Annotated in this window: 13 protein-coding genes; 10 read left to right on the top strand and 3 right to left on the bottom strand. The window is 57.9% G+C overall.

From position 1 onward, the window contains the following. The first annotated feature begins 74 nt into the window (after positions 1-74). The 4 genes from ACHUE7_RS12000 (at position 75) to ACHUE7_RS11985 (ending at position 4,700) form a co-directional block, all read left to right on the top strand. Positions 75-407: a protein tyrosine phosphatase family protein gene (locus tag ACHUE7_RS12000; RefSeq protein WP_348477423.1), complete on the top strand. Its 333-nt coding sequence runs from the start codon at positions 75-77 to the stop codon at positions 405-407. A 3-nt stretch (positions 408-410) separates the two neighbouring features. Then, positions 411-2,021 carry a SulP family inorganic anion transporter gene (locus tag ACHUE7_RS11995; protein WP_394170175.1) on the top strand — a complete coding sequence of 537 codons (1,611 nt, stop codon included), beginning with the start codon at positions 411-413 and terminating at the stop codon, positions 2,019-2,021. Continuing rightward, positions 2,014-2,973 (top strand): sigma-54 interaction domain-containing protein, encoded by a 960-nt coding sequence (locus tag ACHUE7_RS11990; RefSeq protein ID WP_394170174.1) that lies wholly within the window; start codon positions 2,014-2,016, stop codon positions 2,971-2,973. Before ACHUE7_RS11995 ends, ACHUE7_RS11990 begins: the two co-directional genes overlap by 8 nt. Positions 2,974-3,335: 362 nt before the next feature. After that, on the top strand, positions 3,336-4,700 hold the full coding sequence (locus ACHUE7_RS11985; RefSeq protein ID WP_394170173.1) for a ribonuclease J: 1,365 nt from the start codon (positions 3,336-3,338) through the stop codon (positions 4,698-4,700). A 292-nt stretch (positions 4,701-4,992) separates the two neighbouring features. Here the strand turns inward: ACHUE7_RS11985 and ACHUE7_RS11980 are convergent, their stop codons facing one another. Both ACHUE7_RS11980 and ACHUE7_RS11975 read right to left on the bottom strand, forming a co-directional pair. Beyond that, positions 4,993-5,433: an acyl-CoA thioesterase gene (locus tag ACHUE7_RS11980; protein WP_394170172.1), complete on the bottom strand. Its 441-nt coding sequence runs from the start codon at positions 5,431-5,433 to the stop codon at positions 4,993-4,995. A 77-nt stretch (positions 5,434-5,510) separates the two neighbouring features. Beyond that, on the bottom strand, positions 5,511-6,545 hold the full coding sequence (locus tag ACHUE7_RS11975; RefSeq protein WP_394170171.1) for a DUF3080 family protein: 1,035 nt from the start codon (positions 6,543-6,545) through the stop codon (positions 5,511-5,513). 138 nt (positions 6,546-6,683) lie between these two features. Here ACHUE7_RS11975 and ACHUE7_RS11970 point away from each other — a divergent pair, with 138 nt between their 5' ends. The 6 genes from ACHUE7_RS11970 (at position 6,684) to ACHUE7_RS11945 (ending at position 12,507) form a co-directional block, all read left to right on the top strand. After that, positions 6,684-7,472 carry a hypothetical protein gene (locus tag ACHUE7_RS11970; RefSeq protein ID WP_394170170.1) on the top strand — a complete coding sequence of 263 codons (789 nt, stop codon included), beginning with the start codon at positions 6,684-6,686 and terminating at the stop codon, positions 7,470-7,472. Between the two features lie 15 nt (positions 7,473-7,487). Beyond that, positions 7,488-9,194 (top strand): SulP family inorganic anion transporter, encoded by a 1,707-nt coding sequence (locus ACHUE7_RS11965; protein ID WP_394170169.1) that lies wholly within the window; start codon positions 7,488-7,490, stop codon positions 9,192-9,194. Between the two features lie 177 nt (positions 9,195-9,371). Then, the gene (locus ACHUE7_RS11960) at positions 9,372-10,253 is read left to right on the top strand and encodes an MBL fold metallo-hydrolase (RefSeq protein WP_394170168.1); all 882 of its coding nucleotides are present in this window, start codon (positions 9,372-9,374) and stop codon (positions 10,251-10,253) included. A gap of 93 nt (positions 10,254-10,346) precedes the next feature. After that, complete coding sequence (locus ACHUE7_RS11955; protein ID WP_394468252.1) at positions 10,347-10,793, top strand: YeeE/YedE family protein; 447 nt, start codon at positions 10,347-10,349, stop codon at positions 10,791-10,793. Between the two features lie 2 nt (positions 10,794-10,795). Next, complete coding sequence (locus ACHUE7_RS11950) at positions 10,796-11,269, top strand: DUF6691 family protein (RefSeq protein WP_394170167.1); 474 nt, start codon at positions 10,796-10,798, stop codon at positions 11,267-11,269. Between the two features lie 206 nt (positions 11,270-11,475). Then, a complete protein-coding gene (locus tag ACHUE7_RS11945; protein ID WP_394170166.1) occupies positions 11,476-12,507 on the top strand; it encodes an AI-2E family transporter in 1,032 nt (343 codons plus the stop codon). A 49-nt stretch (positions 12,508-12,556) separates the two neighbouring features. Here ACHUE7_RS11945 and efpL read toward each other — a convergent pair whose 3' ends face one another. Continuing rightward, complete coding sequence (efpL, locus tag ACHUE7_RS11940; RefSeq protein WP_394170165.1) at positions 12,557-13,123, bottom strand: elongation factor P-like protein EfpL; 567 nt, start codon at positions 13,121-13,123, stop codon at positions 12,557-12,559. Positions 13,124-13,417: the final 294 nt, after the last annotated feature.

Raw genomic sequence — 13,417 nt, 5'->3', positions numbered from 1 at the left:
GCCGACGGTATCGCACCGTGGTTAAGCAGGTGGTAGCATCCAGCATAATTCGACATCAAAGCAGGAGAGGTTCAATGAACGTAACCCAGCTATCCCCCACCTTCCGGGTCAGCCCGCAAATTACGACTGACGACGTTGCCGAAGCCAAAGAACAAGGCATTGGTGTCATCGTCTGCAACCGGCCCGATGGCGAAAGTGCCGACCAGATTCCGGCGGCCGACATCCGTCGTGCCTGCGAAGCGGCCGGCATCAAATTCGTCGAGTTGCCAATGAACGGGCCCAACTACTCGCCCGAACAGGTGAGCACCCTGAAATCCCTGATCGACGACGGCAGCAACATTCTTGCCTATTGTCGCACCGGCAATCGCAGCAGTATTTTGTACAACGCCACTCAAGGGTCCAACTGAGTCTTGCCGAAAGCCATCGCCTTCTCAATGCCCCGCGCCGGCGACATCAACGCCGGCTTACTGGTGGCACTGGTCGGTATTCCGCAATGCCTTGCCTACGCCATGTTGTCAGGGCTACCCCCGATGTACGGACTGGTTACTGCTGCCCTGCCGGGTATGGTGGCGGCCTTGTTTGGTCGCAGTGCCCACGTTACCGTCGGCCCGACCAATACCACCGGCCTGATCATTCTTGCCAGCCTGACCCCCTGGGCCGACCAGCCCGAGCTGTTATTAACCGCCATGGCTACCTTGACGGTTCTTGCGGGCCTTTCACGCCTGCTGATCGTCGCGCTGCGGGCGGAGCGCGTCTTCGACTTCGTGCCCGAGGCCGTTATGGTGGGTTTCGCCACCGGTGCGGCCGTTATCATTGCGCTGATGCAGCTCGACGAATTCATCGGCACCCCCTTTTCCGATGTGCGCAATGTGGTGGATGAACTGGTGCAGCTCTCGGGTCTGAGGCTGCCTGATATTGAATGGGCCGCAGTAGGCCTGTCGGTCTTTGCGCTGGCGTCGGTCGTGCTCGGCCGGCGCTACCTGCCCCGCTGGCCCATTCCGCTGATGACCCTGGTGATCAGCACGGCTCTGGTCGTCTGGGCACCCTGGTCCTTCATCGAACGCTGGATAACCCTGGAACAAACCACCGTCATTGCCGATGGCTGGCCGCAACTGGCTACTCACTGGCCCAGCTGGAGCATGGTGCAGGCCCTGATTATTCCCGGGTTTGCGGTCTCCTTTATCGGCTCGCTGGAGCTGATTGTGACCCTGCGCAACCGCGCCGAACAGCGCTGGCTGCGGCGCGAGCTCGGCAGCCAGGGCATTGCCAACCTGGTCGGCAGTGTGACTGGCGCCTTCCCGTCCAGCACGTCCCTGACCCGGTCGGTATTGCTCGACATTGGTGGTGCGGTGACCCGCTGGGCGCCCTTTATCGCCGCCCTGGTCATTCTGCCCATCATTCTGTTCGGCGCCGATCTGATTCGCGCCATTCCACAGGCGGTTATCGCCGGCCTGCTGGTCGCTACCGCACTGTCGATGCTGAAGCCCAACCAGATTCGCACCATTCTCAAAGCCAACTCCCAGACCCGAACGCTGTTTCTGGTCACCCTGATCAGCACCCTGGTGCTCAATTTCCACGAGGCCATACTACTTGGCGCGGCGCTGGGGCTCGGCATCTTTCTGTTTCAGGCCAGCGTACCCCTACTGCGGCGCTACGCGGTGGACGAAGAAGGCTGGCTGCGTGACACCATTGAACTCGACAGCCCCCACACGCTGATTCAGATCTCGGGCAGTCTTTACTTCGCCGCCGCGCGTCAGCTCCCGGAGCGGTTGACGGCCATGCTGGCTCCGAAAACAACGCTGCTGACCATCGACCTGACCCATACTCATCACATTCGCGTCGCGGCCCTTCAGGCTCTGCAACAGTTTGTAGCGCATGCTCAGACGCAAGGCATCGAGCTTCAGATTTGCGGCCACACACCGGCGCTGGTGCAACTGTCCAACACCCTGGGCATTCGTCTGCCCTGGTGCGACCGGGTAATGGCCCAGCGCATCCGCGAACCGGAACCTGACAATGACTGACCTCTACCGGCCCGACGATCAGCGCCCGCATAACTTTGGTGGCCTGCTGACCGTCGCCCCCAACATGCTGGAGTTCATGGCTCAGGCCGAGCGGGTCGCCCGAACCCAGGCGTCCATTCTGGTGCGGGGCCAAACCGGGTCTGGCAAGGAACTGGTGGCGCGCTACATTCACGACCAGTCGCGCCGGGCTGGCCAGGCATTCAGCGCCATCAACTGCGCGGCTCTGTCGCGGGAACTGATGGCCTCGGAACTCTTTGGTCACAAACGCGGCGCCTTTACCGGCGCCACACACGACCGCACCGGCCTGTTTGAACTGACCGACGGCGGCACCCTGTTTCTGGATGAAATCGCGGAAATGCCGCTGGATATTCAGGCGGGTTTGCTGCGGGTACTGCAAGATCGCTGCTTTACGCCACTGGGCTCAAGCGAAGTACTGCACACCGACATCCGCCTGGTCAGTGCTACCCACAAATCCTTGCGCAAACTGGCCGCAGACGGCGATTTCCGCGAGGATCTGATGTACCGGGTACGCGTCGTGCCGCTGTATCTGCCACCGCTGAAAAGCCGCGTCGGCGACGTTGCCATGCTCAGCTGGCAGTTCATTCACAGCCTGAACCAGGAAAACGAACGCCACATCGACAGCATCACGGCGTCGGCCTACGATGCGCTGCTGGCCTACGACTGGCCCGGCAACATTCGCGAACTGATCAATGTCATCACCTACGCCCATGCCATCGGCGAAGGACCGACCATTCAGCTACAAGACCTGCCGCCCGAACTGCGCGGCGAAGCCCCGCCAGATGAGTCCGAGATCAGCATCGAACAAAATGAACGGGACCGGATTCTCGCACTGATGCAACAGCACAAAGGCCACAAGCAAGCCGTCGCCGACGCTATGGGCATTTCACGCGCGACCCTCTGGAGAAAAATGAAATCCCTGCAGCTGATGTAACCCGGGCTTCTTCGTTGTGGTCGGCTCTGTGGCTTTGGTCCGCGGCGGCCACCTGGGATGCCTCTGTGGGGTCGGCGTGGATCCGTCCCTGGAGCCTAGGCTTCGGGATATGAATCCCATCCGTGGGATTCACCCTTCGGGCTCGCTGCGCTCATGCTAAAACGCTCCTGGCGTTTTAGTCCATGCCTCAGACTACCCCACAGAGGCATCCCAGGCAGCCGCCGCTCGTCATGTCCTCGCATTCCAACTCTTAAGAAATGGAACCGTTTTGCGAAGAATTTTCGTTCCTGAGCCGCCTTTCCCAACAGTCGCTCCCCGTATTCGGTAAACTACCGTTACATTTTTAATTAACTGCAGAATGCATGTCCCCCGATCACACTGATCTCTGGTTTCTGCCGCTGGGTGGCTGCGGCGAAATCGGTATGAACCTGAATTTGTATGGCCACGACGACCAATGGCTCATGGTCGACTGCGGCGTGACTTTTGCCGACCCCGATCAGGCCCATCAGCCGCATGTGCAAATGCCCGACCCGGCTTTTATCGCCGAACGCGCCGATCATCTGGCCGGTATTGTTATCACTCATGCCCATGAAGACCATTTAGGTGCCCTTCCCTATCTGTGGCGTCGGTTTAAGGGCCGGGTCTATACCACGGCGTTCACCGCCGAAGTGCTGCGCCGCAAACTGGTCGAGTTCAATCTGGCCGGGCAAATCTCAATCGAGGTCGTTAAACCCGGTGACCGGAGGCAAATAGGCCCGTTCAATGTCGAATGGCTCAACATTACCCATTCGATACCCGAGCCCCAGGCTCTGATGATCCGCACGCCCGTCGGCAGTGTTTTTCACACTGCGGACTGGAAACTCGACCCGGCGCCGGTCATCGGCCCGCCCATCGCGCCTAAAATCTTCCAGGCACTGGCCGACGAATCCCCTTCGGCCATGGTGTGTGATTCCACCAATGCGCTGGTCGATGGTCACTCGGTATCCGAATCAGAACTGATACCTGGCCTGCGCAAGATTATCGAAAACGCCCGTGGTCGGGTGGTGGTCAGCTGTTTTGCCAGTAACGTCGCCCGGCTGGTCACGCTGATGCAGGCCGCCGACCAAACCGGTCGCCGCGTTGCACTGCTGGGCCGCTCACTGAAAAACATGGTCTCGGCGGCCAAAGCAACCGGTTACTGGGACAGCAAGCACCGCTTCATCGACCCCTTCGATCTCGGCTTCTTCCCACGCGAGCACTTTATGGCCATCGCCACCGGCAGCCAGGGCGAACCCCGGGCTGCGCTGTCACGACTGGCCAAAGACACCCACCCGGATCTGACGCTGGAAGCGGGCGACACGGTTGTGTTCAGCGCACGCATCATTCCGGGCAATGAAGTACTGGTCGATGCCCTGATCCGGGCATTAAAGGCTCGAGATATCATCGTGATCACCGCCGAAGAAGCCGGCCTGCCGATCCACGCTTCCGGCCACCCGGCAGCCGACGAACTGACGCAGATGTACCAGTGGGTCAAGCCAGAGCTGGCCATCCCGGTTCACGGCGAACCCGCCCACATGGCGGCCAATGCCAAACTGGCGCGAATCGCGGGCGTCACCCGTCAGTTAACCGGGCAAAATGGCGACTTGTTTTATATCAAACCGGTGGTGGGGATTCGGCGCAAGGCGGTGGCAACCGGGCGGCTTGGTTGGGATCGGGATGCGTTGATTCCATTGGAAATTGAACAATGAAGAAGCCCAGCAATTTTTAAAGCAACTTCACTTGTAGGCATCAACATTAATGCTGGTCTTATTTTTTTAAGGTGACCGCAGAACTGAGTGCCAGGTGCTGGGTGTACCTATCCGGGGTAGTCCGCAGCATGGATGCTGCGGTCTAGGCTCCATGGAAGGATTTACGCCGACCCCGGATAGGTATACCCAGTGCCTGGCACGGCCGCCAGGCACAGCAGCAAACCTAAACTCCGCTCCCTGCTTTAGATCAACCACCAAAGCCTGCACCGGTTTCTAGGTGTCCAATAACCTCCTACTGCCCTTCCAACTCCGCAATTCTTGCCAGCAACTCAGCATCGGGTTCTACCTTGGCATTGGTGTTGTAGTCGAGCAATACGATGCGTCCGTGGCCTTCTGTGGTTAGCGCCTGTTGGTTTTGGCTGAATATGCCGTAGTGCTGAACAAACCCAAACCGCTGCAACTCCCCTATTCGGGCACCTACCCAAAGCTTGTCCGGGTAGTTGACCGGTCGGCGGTACTTGCATTCGGTAGACGCCAGAATCGGGCCAATGCCCGAGACTTCCTTGCGGCCGAAGAGGCCACAGGCTTCGAAATAGGCAATGCGGGCACTTTCGAAGTAGCGAAAATAGGTGACGTTGTTGACGTGATTGAAGGCATCCATCTCGCCCCATTGCACAGGCAGTTCAATTCGAACGGGGAAGGTGTTTTTGAAATCGTCCAGGGTCATGGCCATGGGTCTTTCCTGTTTGAGTCGTTTTAATCAGGTCGCAGTGTGCCCGACTTGCTGACATAACAGAAGGCAGGGGGTAGTCAGGAGTCCGTAGCCTGCTCGCCACAAGCATCAAACAGGCCTTGCCAGGCTTCTACCTGCTGGCGAATCTGAGCCCGGTAGCGATCGTGATAGTGCGTCAGCGCTGTTTTATATTCATCGATGGCCGGGTTATCCACGTCTATGGTTTCGGTCATTGCTGCCAGGGCGTCGTAGCCTGCCAGAAACCGCTGGTCGACGCTGACCAGCCAGGGCTGAACCTCCCGGGCGAACACATTGCCCATCACATTGCGAGCAAAGCCCAGTTCCTGCAGTGGTGGCCCCATCGGGCACATCCGGGCGTCTTTAGCGGCGGCCCGCAGCATCTGTTCGCTCTGCTCCAGTGCCTGAATCGCCCAGCGCATGGCCGTCAGACTGCGGCCGCCCATCGAGTAAGCCGCAATTCGCTCCATGCTATACAGCCACTGCGACTGAGTGACACTCAGCGGTTGTGCTACGTATCCAGCCAGTGCCTGATGCGCTGCCCGGTAGCCTTCGAAATCGACCTCGTCTTCAGCCGCAAAACCCTCGCTGCCGCCCGTCCAGTAGCTTTGGTAGTCGGGGTTCGCCAGGGTGGCGTTGAACAGGTGCTGGGGAAACACCTGGCGTTTCAGCTCCAGAATGCCTTCCAGCTCGGTGATCAGATCGTCTTCCAGATCGGCTTCCGTTGCCAGGCACTCCGGTAGCAGGGTTAACAGCCGGCGCTCGTAATCCAGGCGTATCAGTGGGTCAGCTACCCGGCCCAATATGCTGTTGCGTTCTCCCATCAGGGTGAACACTTCGCAGCCACGCAGCGACCAGGCGTCGAGCACATCGATCTGCACCTCCGGAGGCGACTGTCGCAGGGCTCGAGTCTGTGGATAAGCCGGAAGGTTAACCGGTGTCACAGCAGGGATATCCGCATCCAGCACCCGGCTGACCCGTTTGACGTAATCGGCGAGCAAGTCGTCACCCTGTTGCGCGCACCCGACCAGAGACAGGATGCCAAGAAATGTTGCAAAACGAAACATCGGTTGCAACACGTTAATACACCCCATTCGGCTCACCCTGAAAAACTCCTTTAATATCAATAGATTAATAAGTGGCACGACACTTGATATAGGTAAGCAAAGCGAACTCACTGAGCGGCTGGCGGATTCCAGCCTCCCGCTCATGATCACCAAGAGGATACTGTCATGGCCCATCGACTGGTTTGGATGCCAACCGACGAAATTTTAAAGAAAGTTCCCTGCACCTGCATTGACGGCCGCACCCAGGGCATTCGCTACAGTGTAGCCGGTGGCAGCTTTGGGTTATTCCTGCATGTACTGGCGAGGTTACAACGCACTCACGGGCGCTGCCTGCAACAGGAAAGCGTGGATCAATACATGCAACTCTTTGCAAAGGACGTAGGCCCGGTGTATCTGCACAGCGACCAGCACACCCTCGACCGGATTTTCGCTCGTATGGGGCTGGAAAGCGATACGCGGCTAAAACACCTGACTGAAAACCAGCAACGCTCTTTCTGCGAGCTGGCCACCACCCCGGAATTCCAGGGGTGCGGCCATATCAAGCTGATCATGCAAAACGAGCTGATTTACCAGGTGCCACCTACTCTGGTGACCCGGGCGATCAAGGCCTTTTTTCGCATGTACTTCGCGGGCACCAGCAACCTGATGTTCGATGTCCTCGCCGGACGCCACCAGGAGGAAAGCGTGCTGCTGCTTGAAGAACAATTCAGCAAGAATCTGGACAGCGAATCGGCTCTGCTTCTGGCCGAGCCGATGGATCAGGATCAGTTCTTCTGCCACCGCCCACTCAAACAGGCTCTGGCGGAGCGTTTTCTCAGGGCCATCGACCAGGCCGGTTTGCCGGGACTAGACCCATCGCAGTGGCCAGACCTGATCAGTACTCATAACAGCGCCGCAGAAACTACCCTTAACAAACTGGCACCGGAGCTTCCGGTCGACCACATTCGCCTCTAACTGGAGACCCTCACTATGACACAGGCAACCTTTAAACACCGGGTATCCCAATGGATCCCCGCTCTGGACTGGATACGCAACTACCAGCGTGGTGACCTGCGTGGTGACCTGATCGCAGGCATTACCGTCACCATGATGCTGATTCCCCAGGCCATGTCCTATGCCATGCTTGCTGGCCTGCCACCCTATATTGGTTTGTACGCCTCGGTGATGCCGCTGCTGGTGTATGCCTTGTTTGGCACGTCACGCCAGCTCGCCGTTGGCCCGGTCGCCATGGTGGCCCTGCTGGTTTCAAGCGGGGTGGGCGCTCTGGCGCCCATAGGTTCCGATGACTACATTGCCATGGCCATTTTGCTGGCACTGATGGTGGGCGTCATTCAGTTCCTGATGGGGGCTTTCCGGCTTGGCTTTGTTACCAATTTCATGTCGCACCCGGTTATTTCAGGTTTTACCAGTGCCGCCGCGCTGATCATCGGTTTCAGTCAGCTCAAGCACATTGTTGGCCTGCCTCTGCCACGCACCGAGAACATTGCCGAAACCCTGTGGCTGACCGTTACCCAGGTCAATGCCATGGACCCGGTCGCACTGGCCATCGGCGTCGGCGGCATCGTATTGCTGCTGGGCCTTAAACGCATCAGTTCGCTGTTGCCGGGTGCCATGATCGCCGTTGTTATTGCCACTCTGGTTGTCTGGGGCTTCAACCTCCATGAAACGGCTGACGTTAGCATCGTCGGCCAGGTTCCGGCGGGCTTTCCGGAATTTTCAGTTCCGACACTGGGCTGGTCCACCATCATCAACCTGCTGCCCATCGCCCTGACGATCTCGATCGTGGGCTTTATGGAAAGCATTGCCGTAGCCAAGAAGATCGCCACGGAAAAACGTTACGAAATCGACGCCAATAAGGAACTGGTCGGCCTGGGCCTGGCCAACATTGTCGGCTCGCTGTTCAAAGCCATGCCGGTCACCGGTGGTTTCAGCCGCACCGCAGTAAACAAGAATGCCGGTGCCAACACCGGCTTGGCGGCCATCATTACAGCGGTTCTGATCGGCATTGCCCTGGTGTTCCTGACGCCGCTGTTCTATTACATCCCCAACGCCATTCTGGCCTCTGTGATCATGGTGGCGGTGTTTGGATTGATCGATGTGCACGAGGTAAAACATCTTTGGAAGGTAAAACGCGACGATCTGGGCCTGCTGATCTTCACCTTCGCCGCCACCCTGGTGCTCGGCGTCAAATACGGGATCTTCCTGTCGGTGGGTCTGAGCATGGTCTGGTTCGTGATTAAAACCACCCGGCCCCACTACGCCGTGCTGGGCAAACTGCCAGAAACCGACCAGTACCGTAACGTTAAACGTCACGACCAGGCTGAAACCACGGCCGGCGTACTTGCCTTGCGCTTCGACGCCCAGTTCTACTACGGCAACGTCAGCTTCCTGAAAGACACGGTCAAACGAGAAGAAGCCCGGATGGACAGCCCGATGAAAGCCCTGGTACTCGATGCCAGCGCCGTCAACCAGCTCGATTCATCGGCCGATACCGCTCTGCATGAACTGCTCAGGGATTACCGACTGCGCAATGTGGATCTGTTCTTCGCCCACGTTAAAGGGCCCGTCATGGATGTCATGAAACGCAGTGGTTTTGCCCAGACACTGGGTGAAGATCACTTCTTCCTGACCACGGATGCCGCGATTCAGGCGGCCCGGGCCTACACCAACCGCTAGTTCGATGGTTGCAACATGCTGCAACGCATGTTGCAACGCATTAATACAGATTATTCTAATATAACTTGAAACGCCCGTATCATGCAGCCTTCGAGTTGGCACATTACTGGCAATAGAGACAGCAACACCGGACATACTGCCTCCGGCATGCGACTACCATCAGATTGGAGAATGACTATGAAACAAGCCATTAAAACATTCTACGACCCAGCCACGTTTACCCTGACATATGTGGTCTACGACGAAGACAGCCGCGACGCCGTCGTCATCGACCCGGTGCTGGACTACAACCCCATTGGCAGCATCGTCTCCGACGAGTCATTCCAGCAAGTTGTAGATTTCGTCGCCGAAAACGACCTGCAACTGCACTACGTGCTTGAAACCCATGCCCATGCCGACCATCTGAGTTCCAGCCAGCTGTTCCGCGATGAGTACCCGGACATCAAAGTGGCTATCAGCGAGCGCATCACTGGCGTGCAGACGGTCTTCAAGACGGTCTACAACCTCGACGAATCCTTCGTTACCGACGGCAACCAGTTCGACACGCTGATTACCGACTTCGAAATACTCGAAGCCGGAACGCTGCGCATCAAGGCGCTGCCAACACCAGGGCATACACCCGCCTGTTTGTCGTTCCTGATCGGCGATGCCGTCTTTACCGGCGACGCCCTGTTCATGCCCGATTACGGGACCGGACGCTGTGACTTCCCCGCAGGTGATGCACGCACACTGTACCGCTGTGTAACCGACAACCTGTACAGCCTGCCGGATGAGACCCGCGTCTTTGTCGGTCACGACTATCAGCCGGGTGGTCGTGACGTTGCCTGGGAAAGCACCATCGGTGAAGAGAAAGCCAACAATATCCAGTTGAAGGCGGACACTAGCGAAGACGATTTCGTCACTTTCCGTGAGCAGAGAGACTCTGGACTGGCCGCGCCGAAGCTGATCTACCAGAGCATTCTGGTGAACATCGACGCGGGCCACCTGCCCAAAATGGAAAGCAACAATCAGCGGTACCTGAAAATACCGCTCAACCTGAAAATGCAGCGCGCTGTCTGAAAAAGTGGGTAACCCGGTGGCCTAAGCCCTTGCAAAGGCCACCTGGCTCCCTAACTAAGGCACCCATACATTAGCTAACACTTATTCGAGGTTATGATGGAAATCATCAATTTCACACCCTTGTCAGCAACACTCGGCGGCGCCCTGATTGGCCTGTCGGCGGCTTTTCTGCTGCTGGTTAAAGGCCGCGTGGCCGGTATATCCGGTATTTTCGGCGGCATCGTCTACCCGGAAAAAGGCGACGTCAGCTGGCGCATCTTGTTCATCGCCGGCCTGATCATCGGCGGGTTTGTCTACCAGTGGCTGGGGGCCGGTGCCGGCGTCGACCACATTGAAGCCGTGGTCGGCACGCCCTGGCTGATCGCTGCGGGTCTGCTGGTCGGCGTTGGTACCACCATCGGCACCGGCTGCACCAGTGGTCATGGCATCTGCGGTCTCGCCCGGCGCAGCCCCCGCTCACTGGTCGCTACTGTGACCTTTATGTCCACCGCCTTTGTCACGGTGTACATCGTCCGTCACCTGTTTACCGGAGGAGTCTAATCATGACCAACGCTAAAAGCCTGTCGGCCGCCCTGTTTGCCGGCATCCTGTTCGGCTTCGGCCTGTCGGTCGCACAAATGATCGACCCGGCCAAGGTGGTGAACTTTCTGGATATTTTCGGCACCTGGGATCCTTCACTGGCCTTTGTCATGGGTGGCGGTTTATTGGTGAATGCCATCGCGACGCCGCTGATTCTCAAACGCGGCAAACCGATTCTGACCGAATTCTTCCGGGTACCCGCGAAGAGCCAGGTAGACCGGCGCATCGTGATCGGCGGTGTGCTGTTCGGTGCAGGCTGGGGCCTGGCCGGCTATTGCCCGGGCCCGATGATCACCTCACTCAGCTTTGTGGATGGCAGCATTCTGACCATCTTCACCGCCTACGTCGTCGGTACACTGGGCGCTAAATTTGGCCTGGCCAAATACGAAGACTACAAGCACCAGAAGCATCAGGCGAACGAGGCCTGCATCGGCTAGGGGTTCTGCTTGAGGCGATACGTTCAAACCCGGCTTTGGCCGGGTTTTTTGCATCACCCCTCATAATTCAACTCCAAATGCCCGTATTTGACCATTGTCGCTTGAATCAGCGCTGATAAAGCGAGAAGCTGGCCGCACTGTGTTTGAACCGCAGGGAACCCGATCAGCTACACTGACGATGACCGAAACAGGCAGAATCACCCCCTATGACCCGAAGAGCCTCACCGAACCCATTCGATGCACCCCTCACCCGCGCGCTGATCACCGTTGCTGCCGTGATCGTCATCATAGCTGGCATGCGCATCGCACAACCCATACTGGTGCCCTTCCTGCTTGCGCTGTTTCTGGCTGTTCTTACCACCCCCGCCGTGCGCTGGCTGGTGCTCTACCGGGTACCTACTCCACTTGCCATAGGGGCCGTGGTGCTTCTGGTGTTTATCGTGCTCTACGGCATCAGCAGTCTGGTTATCTCGTCGACTGACGAGTTTTTCCAGCGCATGCCGGAATACGAAGAGAAGCTCGAGGGCTGGCTGCAACTGCTGCGCGAGCGGCTTCCGTGGCTATCGGGTGATCTGCGCACCAGCCTGCAAAGCATCGCGCCGGATTCAGACAAAATGCTGGGTGTTGTCAGCGCCCTGTTTTCAGGCCTGGGCGGTATTCTGCTGGCCCTGGTGCTGACGGTGTTCATCCTGATATTCATGCTCGACGAAGCCCAGGGAGCCCACGCCAAACTGAACCGGGCGCTGGGCGATGATCGTTCTGCCGAATATGCCCGTCGCTTCACGTCCATGGTGCAACGCTATCTGGTGATCAAATCGTTCATCAGCGTCATCACCGGTTTACTGGTTTGGGGGTTTCTCAAACTGCTCCAGGTCGATTACCCCATTCTTTGGGGTACCCTGGCCTTTGTCATGAACTTCATCCCCAACATCGGCTCTCTCATTGCGGCCATTCCCGCCGTTTTTCTGGCCACGGTGCAACAGGGCTTTAGCGGGTTCGCCATCAGCCTGATTGGCTTTGGCGTCATTAATGCCCTCATCGGGAATCTGCTGGAACCGCGCCTGATGGGGCGGTCACTGGACTTGTCAACTCTGGTGGTGTTTCTATCGCTGATTTTCTGGGGCTGGGTACTGGGGCCGGTCGGCACTCTGCTGGCGGTTCCGCTCACGGTGGTCGTCAAGATCGGCCTGGAGGTTTACCCAAAAAGCCGCTGGCTGGCGATACTGCTGAGCCAGTAACATGAATTCGCCGCCAACCTCCCGATTGAGGCTGGCGGCGGCGCGCGCATCACGCCCGGGACATGAACTTCCTGGATTCGGTATTCACCTTAATCCGCTCGCCCTGCTCAATGTATTCGGGCACCTGAACGGTAATGCCCCCTTCCAGCAAGGCTGGCTTGGTGCGCGCAGAAGCAGACGCCCCCTTGATGCCTGGTGCCGTTTCAACAATCTGCTTGACCAGCGACTGCGGCAATTCAATGGCAACCAGTACTTCGTTAACCACCAGACCCGTCAGCCCTTCCATCCCATCATGTAGCCAGGCTAGCTGATCACCCAGATCATCGGTGGACAGCATATGCTGAGCGTAATCGTCGACATCCATAAAGGTATGCATGTCACCCTCGGAAAACAAATACTGCATGGAGCAGGTAGCAGCGTCCGCCAGGGTCAGAAAGTCATCCCCTTTGAAGGCTTCTTCTCGCTTACGCTTACTGACCAGTTCATTCATGGTCATCTTGTACAACGTCGCCGCGCCGCGCGCACTGGGGCTATGCACATCAACTTTGCTGATCTTGTACTGGTTACCGTCCAATTCAATCACGTGGCCGGGTTTAATCTCGGGAGCTTTCGGCATGATGGTCTCAACAGGGAAGTGGAAATGGCCTAAAAACGCGGCAATTCTAGCACTCAGGTTTACTGTGGTGACAGTGGGTTCTGTGGCATGAGTACTGAGTTAGAAGTTCGCGGGCGAATTGGGCTGGGAGGTAGTTTGCAGTTCAGTGCCAATCGGGACACCGGGTACGCTTACTGGAGGCACGCCGTGAACCCATCCATGGGGGGCGTTATTCAGCAACCAAGGGGGCTAACCACCCCCACGAAACGCCCCCCCGGCCCCCAAGCATGAAAGACGCTTAATTTCAGAGACACA

This window comes from Saccharospirillum alexandrii, assembly GCF_043641555.1.
Lineage (GTDB): Bacteria > Pseudomonadota > Gammaproteobacteria > Pseudomonadales > Natronospirillaceae > Saccharospirillum > Saccharospirillum alexandrii_A.
The sequence above is the reverse complement of the archived record's forward strand: the minus strand, read 5'-3'. Positions and strand labels throughout refer to the sequence as shown.